Annotated in this window: 7 protein-coding genes and 4 pseudogenes; 5 read left to right on the top strand and 6 right to left on the bottom strand. The window is 57.3% G+C overall.

What is annotated here, in order from left to right; translation table 11 throughout:
* Positions 1-187 precede the first annotated feature (187 nt).
* Together HS103_05835 and HS103_05830 are read left to right on the top strand one after the other, a co-directional pair.
* Positions 188-4,441, top strand: a complete 4,254-nt coding sequence (locus tag HS103_05835; GenBank protein ID MBE7512318.1) for a DUF3616 domain-containing protein — start codon at positions 188-190, stop codon at positions 4,439-4,441.
* A gap of 200 nt (positions 4,442-4,641) precedes the next feature.
* The gene (locus HS103_05830; GenBank protein MBE7512317.1) at positions 4,642-5,322 is read left to right on the top strand and encodes a hypothetical protein; all 681 of its coding nucleotides are present in this window, start codon (positions 4,642-4,644) and stop codon (positions 5,320-5,322) included.
* Positions 5,323-5,429: 107 nt separating this feature from the next.
* On the opposite strand, the gene HS103_05825 is transcribed toward HS103_05830, so the two are convergent.
* Positions 5,430-7,277 (bottom strand): hypothetical protein, encoded by a 1,848-nt coding sequence (locus HS103_05825; GenBank protein MBE7512316.1) that lies wholly within the window; start codon positions 7,275-7,277, stop codon positions 5,430-5,432.
* Positions 7,278-7,552: 275 nt separating this feature from the next.
* On the opposite strand from HS103_05825, the gene HS103_05820 reads away from it, so the two are divergent.
* The 3 genes from HS103_05820 to HS103_05810 all read left to right on the top strand — a co-directional run bounded on the left by HS103_05820 (position 7,553) and on the right by HS103_05810 (position 10,601).
* Complete coding sequence (locus HS103_05820; GenBank protein MBE7512315.1) at positions 7,553-8,074, top strand: SET domain-containing protein-lysine N-methyltransferase; 522 nt, start codon at positions 7,553-7,555, stop codon at positions 8,072-8,074.
* Between the two features lie 356 nt (positions 8,075-8,430).
* Positions 8,431-9,408 carry a lamin tail domain-containing protein gene (locus HS103_05815; GenBank protein MBE7512314.1) on the top strand — a complete coding sequence of 326 codons (978 nt, stop codon included), beginning with the start codon at positions 8,431-8,433 and terminating at the stop codon, positions 9,406-9,408.
* Positions 9,409-9,476: 68 nt separating this feature from the next.
* Positions 9,477-10,601: a hypothetical protein gene (locus HS103_05810; protein ID MBE7512313.1), complete on the top strand. Its 1,125-nt coding sequence runs from the start codon at positions 9,477-9,479 to the stop codon at positions 10,599-10,601.
* Positions 10,602-10,694: 93 nt separating this feature from the next.
* Here HS103_05810 and sufD read toward each other — a convergent pair whose 3' ends face one another.
* From sufD to HS103_05785, 5 genes and pseudogenes are all read right to left on the bottom strand, one after another.
* Positions 10,695-12,053: a Fe-S cluster assembly protein SufD gene (sufD, locus tag HS103_05805; protein ID MBE7512312.1), complete on the bottom strand. Its 1,359-nt coding sequence runs from the start codon at positions 12,051-12,053 to the stop codon at positions 10,695-10,697.
* Between the two features lie 933 nt (positions 12,054-12,986).
* Positions 12,987-13,940: pseudogene (locus HS103_05800) on the bottom strand (hypothetical protein).
* Positions 13,914-14,099 (bottom strand): annotated as a pseudogene (locus HS103_05795) (SufD family Fe-S cluster assembly protein). Before HS103_05795 ends, HS103_05800 begins: the two co-directional pseudogenes overlap by 27 nt.
* A gap of 162 nt (positions 14,100-14,261) precedes the next feature.
* A pseudogene (locus tag HS103_05790) lies at positions 14,262-15,098 on the bottom strand (hypothetical protein).
* A 75-nt stretch (positions 15,099-15,173) separates the two neighbouring features.
* Positions 15,174-15,863, bottom strand: a pseudogene (locus tag HS103_05785) (Fe-S cluster assembly protein SufB).
* Positions 15,864-15,882: the final 19 nt, after the last annotated feature.

Genomic DNA, 15,882 nt, shown 5'->3' with positions numbered 1-15,882 from the left:
CTTACTTAGCGGTGGGTGAGTTTTATTGTGCCTTAAACGTCCTCCCCTCAAACCTTAACGAAAACTCCGCTGTCGGGCGGGTTTTCACGTGTTACACTTCGCAGCCAAGATCATCATCCCACCCACGCCGTGACGCGCACTGAATTACTCCGGCGCACTCTCTCCAAGCCAACGAAAGGGTTATTTTATGCTTCGTCTCTCCCGCTCTATTTCTAAGGGGATCGCTTGGCGCAGTGTTGTTCGTTTAGCGCTGATTGCTATCCTGATTGTCGCCATCTTCTCAATGGCACTGCTCACCACCCCACCCAGACCCGCTGCGGCAGCGCCGGGTCCGTTTTACCTGAATGAGGTCATGTACAACCCACCCGGGACGGACGGACCGAACGAATACATTGAAGTTCGCGGCGCCCCAAACACAACCATTCCGGCGGGGGTCTATTTCGTCGGGGTAGAGGGGGACAGTGGGGGGAATGCGGGTGATGTCCAGACGATCATCCCCCTCGCTGGCTATACCACTGGCTCAAACGGGTTTCTCGTCTTGCGGCAGAACGGCTCACCCTGGACGGTGGACAGCAGCGCTACGGTGATCACTCCGGCGACGGGAACAGGGTGGGGCGGACTAACGGGCTTCCTCTCCGATGCCGGCACAGACATTGAAAACATCAGCGTGACATTCTTCATCATTCAAACCAGCACCGCCCCAACACTTGCCAATGATATTGATGGCACAGACGGCGGGACGGCGAATGATGGTATTCCGACGGGGACGGTGTGGTCGGGCTGGACGGTCTACGACAGCATCGGAATCATGGATGCCGGGGCGACGGATCGTGTCTATGGCTTGCATAATTACTGTCGGGCGGCGTGCGCTCCGGTGACGGGGACAGCAACCACCGTGACCGTCGATATTGATTATGTGGGGCGGCAAACAACAGACCCCAATGGCAGCACGGCGGCAGATTGGGTGGCAGGGACGCTGACAGGAGCTGTGCCAGCAACAGCGCTTTCCTCAACGGGAACGTCGGTCTACCCCTCCAGCTATGCAGGCGAGGCGATTGACCATGTGGGGGGACCAAACTTCCCGATCAGCGGCGTCTTGTTTGCCTCCAATGGGCGCTCTGGGGTGGCGAACGCAAGTTTGGCAGTTCAACAAACCTTCACCGGAGTTGATGGCGTTCTGATAACGGTGGGCGATCCTGATGGTATTGCCAGCGTCGTGGCGACCAGCGGGAACACGGCGATCATCCCCAATGCCAACCTCAGCACTATCTTTGTGTCGGGGTCGTCCACCTCGGCAACCTATCGGCTTGACCTAATCCCGAACGTTGGACCGGGCGCGGCGGGCGGTGTGGCGACGATCACCGTGACCGTCACCGATACGCTAAACAACACGAGTATCGGGGCGTTCACCTACGCGGCGAACCAAGACGATGTGACGACGCTCACGGATCGTTATGCAACAGGATCGGCGGAGGCGTCGGCGGCTGTTCCCGTCTCCGCCGGGCTGATGTTCGCTGCCGATGACGAAGATCAGGTGATCCGGCTCTATGATCGGGATGTCTCGCGTCTTCCGTACAGCGGGTTTGACCTGACCGCCAGCCTCGCCCTCACCGATCTGAGCGGGGGTATTCCCCGTGAAGTCGATTTTGAGGGGGGGACGATCAACGGAACTACTGTTTACTTCATGGGGTCGCACAGCAACTCCAGCACAGGGGCAAACCGTCCCAACCGCTCGCGCATCGTCACGGCGGCGATGAGTGGGAGCGGCACAGGGACTACCCTTGCCTACACCGCCCGCTATGACCATCTGAAAACAGACCTTTTGGCGTGGGACAGCGGCAGCGGACATGGCTTGGGGGCAAATTTTTTCGGGCTGACGGCAAGCGCGGCGGTGGGAGTCATCCCCGAAGGCGCAAACGGCTTCAACATTGAGGGGCTGTCGCTCACGCCGGGCAGCAGCACCGCCGCTTTCATCGGTTTTCGTGCGCCGCTCGTCCCGGTGGGAACGCGCAATTTGGCGCTGGTTGTTCCGATCACGAACTTTACAACGATGCAAACGGCGGCTGGAGGGACGGCGGGGAGCGCCATCTTTGGCGCACCGATCCAATTGAACCTCGGTGGGCGGGGCATCCGCAGCATCGAGTGTCAGGCAAGCGGCTGCCTGATTGTTGCTGGTGCTGCCGATGGGACGGATAACTTTGCGCTCTACACCTGGACGGGTATCGCCGCTGATGCGCCTGTGCTGATCGCCAGCGACCTCTCGAACAAGAATCCAGAGGGGCTGGTTGAAGCGCCAACAGGGACGATTGCCACCTGGGGCGGGCAGACCGTCCATCTGATCAGCGACAACGGGGATACCGACTTCTACGGGGTGGGGACGCTCTCTGGGGATTACACGACGGTGCAGCTGCGCAAATTCCGTCATGATCGGGTCACACTGGGTATTGGCACGGCGCCGGGGACAAACCGCGTGCGCACCATTCAAGGGACGCGCCACCTCTCGCCGCTGGCGGGGACGGGTGTGCAGAACGTCCCTGGCGTGGTGACGGCGCTGCGCAGCAACGGCTTTTACCTGCAAGACCCTGATCTGAGCGGGGATGATGGGTTGGCAAGTTCCGAGGCGATCTTTGTCTTCACCGGAGGGGGGTCATCCCTGCTGACGGGGCGAACGGTTGGCGAGACCATTCTCGTCAGCGGGACAGTCACCGAGTTCCGCCCGGGTGGGGACGCTAATAACCTGACGCTCACCGAGATTGTGAACAACAATGCCGTGCAGCGGCTTGCCATCACCGCGTGGGATTGCACGGGCGTTTGCACCGTCAGCCCGACAGTGATCGGAACGGGTGGGCGCATCCCTCCAGCGGGGACAATCAGCACCTTCAGCGGCGATGTGGAAACCCGCCCGGCGCTTGTCCTGAGCGAGGGGCTGGATTTCTACGAAAGCCTAGAGGGGATGCTTGTTCAGGTGAACAACGCCATCGTTGTCGGTCCAACGAACACCTTTGGCGAACTGTGGGTTGTCGGGGATAACGCCGCAAACGCAACGGGGATCAACGGGCGGGGTGGGATCACCATCCGTCCGGGCGATTTCAACCCCGAACGCATCCAAATCGATGATGGGATCACCGGCGGACCCTCCACGCCAGCGCTCCATGTGGGGGCAGTCATTCCGCAAATCAGGGGCGTGATCGACTACAGCTTTGGCAATTTTGAACTTCTCGCCCGCGATGCTTATACCTCAACAGCATCGACGCTGACGCCGCAGGTGAACGACCTGACGGGCGGCGGGGATCGCTATGTGATCGCCACCTTCAATGTGGAAAACCTCCCCGGCAACGCCGCTGCGGTGGAGTTTGAGAATCGGGCGCGGGTGATCGTGAACAACTTGCTCTCGCCCGATGTGATCTTGCTCCAAGAAATGCAGGATAACAATGGGGCAGCAGGGGGCGGTGTGACAGCCGGCGATCTGACCTTCACCAACCTCATCGCAGCGATTGCCAATGTGGGCGGACCCGCCGATTACGCCTATGTGCAGATCGACCCGCAAAACGGCACGGACGGCGGACAGCCGAACGGAAACATCCGCGTGGGCTATCTTTACCGCACAAGCCGCGTCACCTTCACGCCCATTGGCGCGGCGACGGCGACAACGGCGAACAGCATCACCTGCACAGCCTCTACCCCATCCTTAACGCTGAACCCGGGACGGATTGACCCAACAAACAGCGCGTTCAACAGCAGCCGAAAACCACTTGCCGCGCAGTTCGAGATTGCCGGCGAGACATTCATCATTGTAAACAACCACCTGAATTCAAAAGGCGGCGATCAACCTCTGATGGGGCGCTTCCAACCACCGACGCTCACCAGCGAGGTACAGCGCCTTCAGCAAGTGGCGGTCATCCGCGACTTTGTAAACGCAATTCTGGCGTGCAACAACCAAACGAATGTGATCCTCGGCGGGGATATGAACGACTTCCAATATTCCCCACCGATGCAAACGCTGATCGGGACGACCCCGCCGCTTCAACTGATGAACCTGTATCGCCCCGAACTAGAGCGCTATGGCTATGTCTTTGAGGGGAACAGCCAAGCTCTGGATCAGTTTGTCGTCAGCCCAAACCTGACGGCGAATTGGGCGGCGGCATATCGGGCGCTCCATGTAAATTCAGAATTCTTCGCGGCGGCGTTGGGAGCAAGCCCCCGCGTCAGCGACCATGATCCTTCGATCCTGCGCATTGAACTGAATGGCGGACCCTCCGAGCCGCCGCCCGGTGGTGGGGGCAGCGGCAGCACCGCCGCCGGAGGGACGGGATCACCGCCGCTCAGCCTTCCGGCAACGGGCTATGAACCCACCCCGACGAATGGGGGAGGGTGGATCGTCTTAGGGCTAGGGCTTGTGTTCGCGCTTGTGGGAGGGGTCATGCTCCGCAGGCGGCGGTAGGCGCGCAGGGGGAATGGAAGAACCTCTATCCCCCACCCCTTTCCCTGTGTACGAGGAAAGGGGCGCATCCAATTGCTCGGTGTCCTCTCAGGGCAATTCACCGTTACAGTTTCGGCGCATTTGTGTTACTCTAGTAGCGACCTGTGGGGCGAGGGGAAGACCACCCCCTCGCCTTTTTTTGTATGAGTTCTGGAGTGTTCATGCGTACCTTGTCTATCCTTCTTGCGTTGATCGTCATGGGGACGATCCTCGCTGGCTGCGGCTCACAGCCGCCCCTAAAATCCGTCGATTACCTTGATGATCTCAGCCTGATCTCCGATGATCCGTGTGCTGCGCCGTGTTTCGCTGAAATCATCCCCGGCAAGACGACCTTTGCCGATGCGGTGGCAAAGGTAGAGGCGAATAAAACCCGTTTCAAAGACCTACAAAAACAAGATAACCCTCCCCAAGCGGCTTGGGCGGATGGCTCAAAAGCAAATGGGCAGGCGTGCTGTCAGGTGACGGCGAATGCCAATACAGGGTTGGTCGATGCGATCTTGATTCGGATTGCCCCGAACGTCACCGTCAAGCAGATTTTGGCGAAATATGGCGATCCTGAGTACGTTTCCGTCGTCCAGCAAGATTATTCCTCTGATGAGGCGGTGATCGGGCTGGTGTACCCCAAGACGGGGAACGTGTTGTGGGTGATGCCCGGCAATGGCAGCAGCGATCTCGATGAAAACGATCCGATTGTCCTCGCCCTTTACTTTGATCCGGCCGCCTTTGGCGATCTGCTGGATACGGCGACGTTATCGAAGTGGGAAGGCTTCAAAACGCTTGCCGCCTACCGCGCTGCAACGCCCATTGTAACGCCCAAGCCAACCCTGACGGCTACGCCGTAGTCCACTTGGCTGCTGCTGCCCGTGCGCTAAAGCGCACGGGCTGAGATGAGAACCAGCCCGCGTAGGGGCGTCCCCACATGGTCGCCCACGCTCTGCGGGCAAGCCCTTTAGGGGGCTGCCCGTTCCAAGAGGGCGCGTTCGCCCGCCACCAAGACAACATCCTCTGTACTGAGCAGACTTTCTACCGTCAGGGGGACTTTCACATCTGGGATAACGCCCGTCCCTTCCACGACGATCTTCCCTTCCTCGTCAATGAAGTTTCCGGTGGGAACTTGGATGAAGGCGTTGTTCGGCAAAAGGTACTGCCCGCCGCTGACCGTTCCCGCTAAGCCGCCGGAAGGGGTTTGCCCAACAATCACTCCGCGCCCGCTGGATTGAAAGGTGTAGGCGAAAATATCCCCGGCGCTGCTGGTCTGCCAATCGACCAACAAAACAACACTCCCTTTATAAATTGGCAGACGCGGCTCAATCTGGCTTTGATAGACGATTCGCCCATCAAAAGATGACTGTTGAGCAATGATGTAGGGTGTCTCGAAAAAGCGGCTTGCCATTGCATCGGACACTTGCGAGAACCCGCCCGGATTGCTGCGTATATCAATGATGATGCCCGGCACATTCTTCTCAATCAGCGCCGTGATGCTCTTGTCAAAGGCTTGGAGTTCGTCCGTCCCACCAAAATTGGGGATGCGCACATACCCCACGCCCGAAGGGAGAAGGTTTCCCTGAATGGGCGGGCGTCCGGCAAGGGCGGCAGGGCGATCCCGCTCGAGTGTCACCGTGACGGGCGATGCCTCCCCGGGATTTTGAAAGGTGATCTGTGCTTTGCTGCCCAATGTCCCCCGTGTAATATCGCGCAGTTTGATACGCACTAGGGCATGGGGCGTGCTGCCATTGTTGGTGAACAGGGGTAGCGCCGCCAATGCCTCGCCCATCGGCACGCCGTCCCAGGCAATGATGATCGTCCCGATTTTCATTCCGGCGCGGGCGGCGGGTCCGTTTTCCCGCAGGGCAGAGACAGCAGCCCGCCCATCATCAAGCGGCGTTAAGACCATCCCGAGCGAGCCAGCAAATTCCCCCTGAAGGGTGGGCAAGCTCCAGCCGACATGCCCATCGGGAATGAAATTTCCAATCTCGCGGATCAGCTGTTCGCAATCACGGGCGGTTGCTGCCGCCGCAGAAAGAGGCACCAACCGCGCCCGCAATGCCGACCAATCCAGCCCATATAGCGCGGTGAAGGGGTAGGTCTGTTCAAGGCGATCCAAAAAGGTGGGAATCAGGTCTGGACAGGTCAGGCGGCTGTAATCAATCGTCTCTGCCAGCGCCGTCGTTGTCAGGTTCAGGGTACTGTCGTGCTTTAGCGGGGTGATGGTGTACGGCGTGGTATCTAAATTGACCATCTGCCAACCAACGCTGAGCGGGACGCGGGGATCATCAACGCTGAACAGCACGCCATCGCCGCCGCGATCTGTAGGAAACTGCTGGTTGGCGTCTTCGGCAAACACGATCAGCGTTCCACCAACGACGCGGAAATCTATGCTAATGGTCAGGCTAGAGGCGATATTGTCCTCGTTTTCGAGCATGTACCCACGTTTGCCGATATCGCTCATCAAGCGCACGTCATAGATGCGGATTCCCGACGGCGCACCCGTTCCCGTCACATCAAAGGGGGTGGCGGGGAGGACATCGGGGACAAGCAGCGTGTAATCGCCCCGGCTGGCGCGTCCGCTGGTTGTGCCAATCGCTTGGTCAGCCTTTGCCGGAAGGTGTAAAGGTGTCTGCCCAAAATAAGGGGCGGCGTCGATCAAACCGACGACGAGGGGAACACGATCATAGCCCTCATAGCCAACGCTGAACCGCCCACTGAGGGCAAGACCAGCCTCTTGCGCTCCGGCGGGGAGGGTGTAAAGGGCGATCAACAGTGTCAAAGCAAGAATCCATAAGCGGCGAACGTTCATAAAAACCTCGAAACCTATAGGGTTAGGCGAAGGGATGTTCGGTACAAGCGTAACAATAAACGGCTTAGGGCGATTTGATGATAAGAAAACTCTGAGAGTCGATTCATTGTGGGGAAGGCGATTATTTGGATCAGAAATGGAATGTATGATACGATTTCGGGACTCCCTTTCTCTACCCTTTTCCTCTTGCGGGTGGGGGTTTCTGGCGGGAGATCACTGGACGGATTTTCACCACGCGGACGACAGATTTTGCCACGAGGCTAGATATAAACCCAATGACACCTCTTTCCGCTGCTCCCAGGCGTATTGCATGGAGCAACCCCAAAGCCGGACGACGGCTTACCGAACAGGCTGGCTGGTCGCTGATTGCCCTTGAACCCTTTGCCACAGGTGAATTGATCCTGACCTGGGGCGGTGTCATTGTGACGACGGCACAGCTTCAGCACATCCCTGAATTTGCCCGCCACCGTTCGATCCAAGTCGAAGAAAACCTTCACCTATGCAGCGGGCTGATCGATGATGTTGCTGATTGTGTGAATCATTCGTGCAGCCCCAATGCCGGATTGCGGGGGCAGATCAGCCTTGTTGCCCTGCGCGATATTGCGCCGGAGGAAGAAATCTGTTTCGATTACGGCACAAGCGACGGCGACCCCAATTTCTATATGCCTTGTTTCTGCGGCTCGGCAAACTGTCGGGGGAAGGTCACTGGCGAGGACTGGCGTTTGCCGGAATTGCAAGCCGCCTATAAGGGGCATTTTATGCCCTATCTTCAACGGCGCATGGAGATGCTGCCTTAACTGATCTAGACGTTATGCGGTTGCCCTCATCCCCCTGCCCACCTTCCCCTAGTGGGAGAAGGGAGAATCCATTTTTTTTGAGGGAGCTTTCCCCTCAAACCTCCCCTTTCGATGAATACGGGGTAAACACGTTCAACTGCGTATAACTCCCACTGATCATCGGCTATAGCGCGGGTACGGGCGTGCTTCTCAAACAGAATGTAGTGCCTTCGCCCGTCTTGTAAGAAAGATGGTTGCAATCCAACCAACAAGGGTACGGCAATAATCGTCAGGGGATCGTACAGCATCCCCCCTAAAGTCGTGTTACAATGCGCGAAATTAGGTGACAGCGACGTATTGGCGGGAAGGACAGCAGCGTGCAGCGACGGTCTTTAGGCGGGTGGCTTGTGCTTACGGCGGTAGTTTCTATCCTCGCCACCTCTGGGGTAATACTCATTTATGACGCCCGCCGCGCTGCACAGCCAACACCCGCACAGCGCGTTTTGCCCGTTGTAATCACCGCCACGCCCGATCCAAATGTCACCCCGAACACTGTCTTTATCGTCGTCACGGCGACGCCCCCCCTCACGCCATCGGGGATTGTCCTCCAACCCACCGCCGATGGCTCAGGCGGCGCAAACCCTCTTCCAACGCTCGATCCCTCCCTTTTGCCCCCCAACATTGGGGTGATCGAAACGCCCACCCCCGTTCCCACCGATGAGAGCGGCTGCCCTGTGTATATCATCAAGCAAGGGGATATTTTGGGGCGGGTGGCGCCCACATTCGGGGTGACCGTAGACGATATTATGCGGGCAAACAAACTGACCGAACGCGATGTGACGCGCCTCCAAGTGGGGCAGAAGATCATTATTCCTGTTGCAGGCTGCGGGCTTCCCGCTCCAACCGAAACACGTCAGCCATCGCCCACGCGCACCCCAACCCCAACACCCATAGCCACCTCAACCACCGCACCCGCCGTAACGGACGGCATGCGCTTGGAGGTCATGCAGATTCTCAACCCCGGCGACATCACCGCTGAGGGTGTTGAACTGCGCAATGTGAGCGGGGGCATGGTTGACCTCAGCGGTTGGACAATCCGCGAGGCAGGGGGGAAAGTATTTACCTTTCCCGATGTCGGCTTGTTTGATGGCGGACGGGTGATTGTCTTCACGCGGGCGGGGGAAAATACACCCCTTGCACTCTTTTGGGGGTTGGGGGAGGCGGTCTGGGACGACGCCGGACAGTCAATCACGATTGTCGATGGCGAAGGGAATGTTCAGTTTAATGCGCCCCTCTCGGCACTACCAACGCCCAGCGGCGCGTTTGTCCCAACACCCACACAGTCGGGGGGCTAACAGAGCAGGGGTTATGGTTAAACAAGCCACACAGAGAACGCCGGTGAGGTAAGTAGCGGAGACATACTATGCGCAAGACCATTTTTGGGGTGATTCTTTTGTTTTCCAGTGCGGCGATCTTTGCCCTGCCCCCCGTTCTGACCACCGCCCAAAGCGGGCTAGGGGCAATGCTCAACCGTGTTCTTGATACACCCACCGCCCGAACGGTGATTTGGTACAGCGCTCCGGGCGATCTCAAACGCTTGTTGCAGGTTTCGGTGACGAGCGCCGCCGATATTGAGTCACTGCCCCCGGCGCAGCGCATCCAGTACCTTCTTGAATATGGTCAGCAGGTCTACTATTCGCCCTATTCAGGCGTCCAAGACCCCGTGACATGGGCGCAGAGCTTTGGGCTGAACCCCTTTACCATTGAGTATGAGGTCACCATTGGGGCGGAAGCCGCCGACCAATATGCCATTATCCAGATGGGGACGACCTTTGATGCGAATGGGATGGGTGGGGCGCTCAGCGGGTTAGGCTATCAGCCAGTGAACATTGCCGGGCAAAATGTCTTTGCCTTTGGGGGGGATGGCGATACGAGTTCGGGCTTTGCCGCGCAGTTGACGGGAGGGCGCTATAACCGCGTTCTGCTCAACGGGCGGGAAGTTTTCGCTGCCTCCACCACCGCCGCGCTGAATGCCGCCCTGAATGGGCGAGGGGCAATCAGCAGCGATCCAAGTTATGCGGCATTGGCGACAGCCCTCATGGGCAGCAGTGCCGCCCCCGATGCGGTGCTGTTAAGCGCCGTCTTGTATGGTGGGAATTGGCTGTCAGACGAGGCGCTCCCCCAAGCGCTTGCCGCCAGCGGGCTTTCGGCAGATCGGTTGGGAATTACCAACAGCCTACCGGCGTATGGGGCAGCGGGGATAGGCTACAGTTGGACAAGCAGCGGGCGCTTGCTGACCGTTGCCGCCGTGTATGACGATGGGAACGCCGCCAGCGCTGCCGCCAGCGCCCTTGTGGAGCGGCTGAACGTGTACCGCAGCCTGAACGAGCCGCTCCGCACGGTCTTTGCCGGGTGGGGCTTCAGCGCGAATGTCATCCAAGCAAATGGGAAAGCAGTGGCGGTGGTAACGGCATTAGTCCCCGAACAAACGGATGTGGCGTGGGTGACTCTGGCGCAAATGCAGGATATTGTATTTTTGCTGCCCTAACGGTGGGGAAGGAAAGCGGGCGACCCCGCGTGGTCGCCCCGACAAAACCGACAGGCAGCCTAATTTCGGATGAGCCTTTCAGCGGTGTATAGACTAGGCGAGTTCCGGCACAGCCAGAAGTTTTGCCTCAATGTGCGCGGAGAGCCGTCCGCGTACTTCCTCAAAGGGGATGCGCTCCATGATGGGATCAAAAAAGCCCATCACCAACAACCGTTCGGCATCACGTTTCGGCAGACCGCGACTTTCCAAATAGAAAACGGGTTCATCTTCCAAACGGCTGATCGTCGCCGCATGGGTGCAGCGCAGATCATCCGCCAGAATCTCCAACCCCGGGATGCTGTCGGCGCGTGCTGACTGACTCAACACCAAGTTGCGGTTTGCCTGAAAGCCGTTCGTCTTTTGCGCCCCGGGCTGCGCCCGAATCATACCTTGCCAAACACAGCGTGCCTCATCCTTCAGCGCCCCTTTGAATAAAAGATCGCTCGTTGTATGGGGCGCGTTGTGATTCTGCTGTGTGTCGTGATCCATGAACTGATTCGTATCGGCAAAGAACAACCCAGACATACGCCCATACGCGCCAGCGCCGTCAAGTTCGATCTCGGCAAACTGTTTCGTGAAATGCGCCCCCATCGTCCCACTGACCCAATCAAGCTGCCCATCACGGGCAACACGGGCGCGTTCGTGGCGAAAATCATAAACATTTCGGGCGTAATCTTGAAGGGCAACATAGCGCAAATTAGCGCCTTCGCCAACAAGCAGTTCGGTCATTCCCACCGATGCCATGTGGGTTGGCACATCCGGCGCGGATAGGTATTCGTGAACGAAGGTCACTGCCGCCCCTTCTTCAACGACGACGAGAACATGCCCTAGAGTCAGCCCCGCGCCAGTATTGTAGAAAATGCTGTGAAGGGGGACTTCGACCATCCGCCCCTTCGGGACGTAGAGGAATACGCCGTGCGTCCAAAGGGCGGCGTGCAGCGCGGCAAACTTGCCATCGCCCGGAGTGACCGCCTTCGTCATCAGGTTATGGCGGATCAGGTCGGGGTGTTCGCGGACGGCAGTATCGAGATCGGTGAAGATCACCCCTTGTTTCGTCAAGGCGCTGTCCAATTCATGCTGGACGATTCGCCCATCAACAGCGGCGATCAACCCACTTTGGGCATCACCAATGAGGGGGCGGAGGTTTTCGGCAGGGATTGCCTCTGCGCCCGCGCCGCTCACCGTGTGAAGAGATTGAATGGCGCTGGCATCGTCCCACCGAATCGTTGTGTAATCGGAGCGACGCCATTCTTCAAGGCTTAAACCCGGCATCGGCAGTAGGCTGTAGAGTTCCCACGCGCCGAGGCGTGCTTCGGTGAGCCATGCCGGTTCGTTCTTCGCCGCGCTCAGTGACTCTACGTGTTCACGGGTGAGCAGCGGCGCGTTTGTTTTGCTGCGGGTACGGACGGTCACAGGTAGTACGTTATCCTTTTTTGCGTGGTTATAGAGTGTTCAGCACAGAAAGAGTTGCCCCAACAAGATCATTCAACGGGCGACGCTGTAGCAGGTCGCCCGTGAAGTCCTATGGGTTTCTTAGCCCACCGAGCCTTCCATCTGCAACTGTACCAAGCGGTAGAGTTCGATGCTGTATTCGGCGGGCAGTTCCTTCGCCACCGGTTCAATGAACCCGCTGACGATCATGGCATTTGCTTTGTCTTCGGGAATCCCCCGCGAGGTCATGTAGAACAGTTGATCCTCGCTGATCTTACTCACCGACGCCTCATGCCCAATGACGACATCTTTTTCGTCAATCTCGATGGAGGGATAGGTATCCGTGCGGCTTTCCGTATCCATGAGCAGGGCATCACAGACGACGTTTGATTTGCTGTTTTCCGCCCCCTCGTAGACCTTCAACAAGCCGCGATAGGTGGAACGTCCGCCGTGCATGGAGATCGATTTGCTGATCACCTGACTGCTGGTGTTCGGCGCAGCGTGGACGATCTTCGCGCCAGCGTCTTGGGTTTGCCCCTTGCCGGCAAAGGCAATGGAGAGGACTTCGCCGTGCGCCCCCTCGCCTAGCAAGTAGATGGCGGGGTACTTCATGGTCAGCTTGGAGTTGTGGACGATGAAGCCTTGCGAGACAAAGTTTCCTGTCCCTTCCACCTCAATATCCCATGTAGGAACGGGTTCGCTGCTTGGTTCGGAAACATTTACAGAGACGATTTCAACCGAGTCACTCAATTCGATTCCAGAGCGCCCAACCGTGCGATTATGGACAGTCTTTCGTGGGGGGACGTTCGCCGCACGCAGACGTAAGTTTTCGCTAAGATGGGGGAAGAACCGTTCATCGATTAGGAATTCTAAGCGATATGCCCCATGTGCCGTAACTTCGTGTCCCATCACCATCACCCGTTTAGGTTCGCTGAATTCGGTATGGAGGTGTGAGGTAATGCCGAGTGTGACAAGCAGCGACGCCATATCTTCTAGCATAGGACGATTGACCGATTTCATGCTGAATCTTCGCTGACGTAGTGTGCCATCAGCATCCAAGTACCCAGCAATAAAGGCAAGGCGCTGCGATTCCGGCAGCGACCAAACCCAAGCAGGCACGCGCTTATCTTTTGCTTTTCCATCGAAACCATTGAGACGGAAAAACTCAGCCAGTTCTTTGCTATTCCACTTGATAGGATAACCATTCACCCGTTCAGTAGGTTCTGCATCAATAACGGCACCCATTGCTGCCATTAGATGTGGACGAGCGCGATCTGTGCGTGGGGTAGAGAATCCGACAGTGGCGAACGGCGTTACACCCTCAGTTTTTCCGCCGGCGAATCGAATATCGCCATCACCCATCCAGTAACCAAACAGCCACATGATCTCATCATTGGTGTACTCTACATCCATGAGGCGAGTCTCACGAACCCGTGTACCCGTCAGATCAGGCGCATATTGGTTGCTCATCTTGAAATGCGTTTCAAGACTTGGCATTTCAAGTTGGTGAGGTACACCATAGTCAACGGAAACACGAGGAATAATCGCCTTTTTCAGGTGATCCGCACGTACATAACCCAAGTTATAACGCCCTAGCTTACGTGGCACGTGGGGATTGTAGGTGAATGAATAGAAAGGATGATTTGCCGTTACGCGCAACTGCCGTTTACCAACCGATACCGTGTGTACTGGTTGATAGCCAGAGAATCGCTTTGCCAAGACCGTGCGGAACACAAACTGACCGGTCTTATCATCATAGGATAAGACCTGATCCCCAGCAGTTAGAGATTCAATGGCGCGAATCCCTTCGGGTGTTGTAACCGTTGAGCCTTCCTCAAGACAGCCAATATTCACGTCCACCCATTCCATCACGGCGTCCTCGTGGGCAGCGGCGCGTTTGGTGACAAGGTTATAGACGTTGGGCGACCAATTTTGAATCGTCGTGTAGCGGGCGCGTCCGCCTTTCTTGACGACGATTTCAACGACGGCGCTGTGGAGGCTGTCGGTAGTATAAGTCGGTGCGGTGCAGTTATGGACAGCAAACCCCTTTGTCACATAGGCATTGGGGGCGGAGGTCAATTCAAAATTGAAGACGGGACCATCATACGGCACCCCTTCGATGCCTTTGATCGGCACAAGGAAGTAATCTCCAGCGCGGCGGACTTCGCTCTGCTGTTTATCCGGCGAATAGTAGAGGATATATTGGTCGCGGCGGGTGATCTCACGTTCCAGAATGGTATCTTTGCCGCCTTTGCGTATACTGATCGTGGCAAAGTGACCCTGACGCGCCAAAAGTTCCTGAAGTTGCCACGCCAACGCCTGTGAGGTTGTTGCGGCTCGGATCATCGTATTCTTGCGCTTCAGATAGATGCTGCCGTCACCCTTGAAGTAACGATCCAGCAAGTGGTTTTGAAGTGGGGCGGGCAATTCCATGATTGCCTTGCTCAGGTGCTTTTCGCCCGCACCCTTACCACATTCACGGATCACCAAATCCATCAATTCGCGGGAATAGACGCGGACATCCGTCCCATGACGATCCTCTTGAGTGATCTCCATGGCGGGCTTCCCCGTGATCTCTTGGATGAGCGCTTTCACTTCGTCAATGTACTCGCGCTCGTCCATGTTGAAGCTAAAGCTGACAACAGCTTGATTGAGGGTCTTATGCACATAGGCTGACCCCTCGGCTAAATACCACCCTAAGAGTTTCATGACCGAGGGCGTGTAAATCGGGTTTTCGCGGGTCAACTTGGCAATGGGGAAAACAAGGAAGTCACCCTCCTCAAGCTGTCCTGCGGGAATGAATTCTGGTCGGCTGTCGATCAGTTTCTTGGAATTAACTTCGATCTTCCAATCACCCCGCGCCTTCCGCTTCACAGCGACAGCGCTCCGCTTGACAACCAACACAGGATGTTCAGGCGTTAATTGGAAGGTGTTTCCGGCAGAAAGCGGGCGAATTTGAACAAGGTTGCCCTTGAAGTTATGGGTGCGGACGCTCTTCACAACGCCCTGCATCCCGTCACTATCCATGACGGCATCGCCGGGGCGTACTGCTTCGATATTCACCCATTTATCGCCCGTGCTGACGAGTTCGCCAATAGGTAAACAGCCCTCCGTATAATGAACTGACGCCCCTTCGTCCACGATGATCAGGGTACGCTCGAACTGCCCCATGTTCGCCGTGTTGATGCGGAAATACGCCTGCAAGGGCATTTCGATATGGACGCCCTTCGGGACGTAAATGAACGACCCACCCGACCACACCGCGCTGTTGAGGGCGGCAAATTTGTTATCCGTTGGGGGGATGACCGTCGCCCAGTGTTCGCGGAACAGATCAGGATATTCCTTCAGCGCCCCATCGGTGTCCAGAAAAATGACGCCCTTTTCCTCAAGGTCTTTGCGGATGGAGTGGTAGACCACCTCCGACTCGAACTGCGCCCCCGCTCCGGCGAGGAATTTTTGTTCCGCTTCGGGAATGCCGAGGCGGTCAAAGGTGTACTTGATCTCTGCCGGTACATCGTCCCACGAGCGCTGCTGCCCGTCGGTTGCCTTCACATAGTAGAAAATGTTGTTGAAGTCAATCTCCGCCAGCAGCCCACCGCCGCCCCATTTGGGCATGGGCTTTTTCTCGAAAATCTCTAAGGATTTCAGGCGAAACTCGCGCATCCAAGCGGGTTCGCCCTTCATCTCTGAAATTTCGGCAACAACGGCGCGGTTCAAGCCCTTTTTTGCCTTGAAGGTGTAGTTGTCTTCCGTCACATGGAAGCCATACTTTTCGTCGTAGTTGTCTTTCATCTCCGCCAGTTGGCGGCTT

The organism is Anaerolineales bacterium (assembly GCA_015075625.1).
In the GTDB taxonomy this organism is placed as follows: domain Bacteria; phylum Chloroflexota; class Anaerolineae; order Aggregatilineales; family UBA2796; genus UBA2796.
The sequence above is the reverse complement of the archived record's forward strand: the minus strand, read 5'-3'. Positions and strand labels throughout refer to the sequence as shown.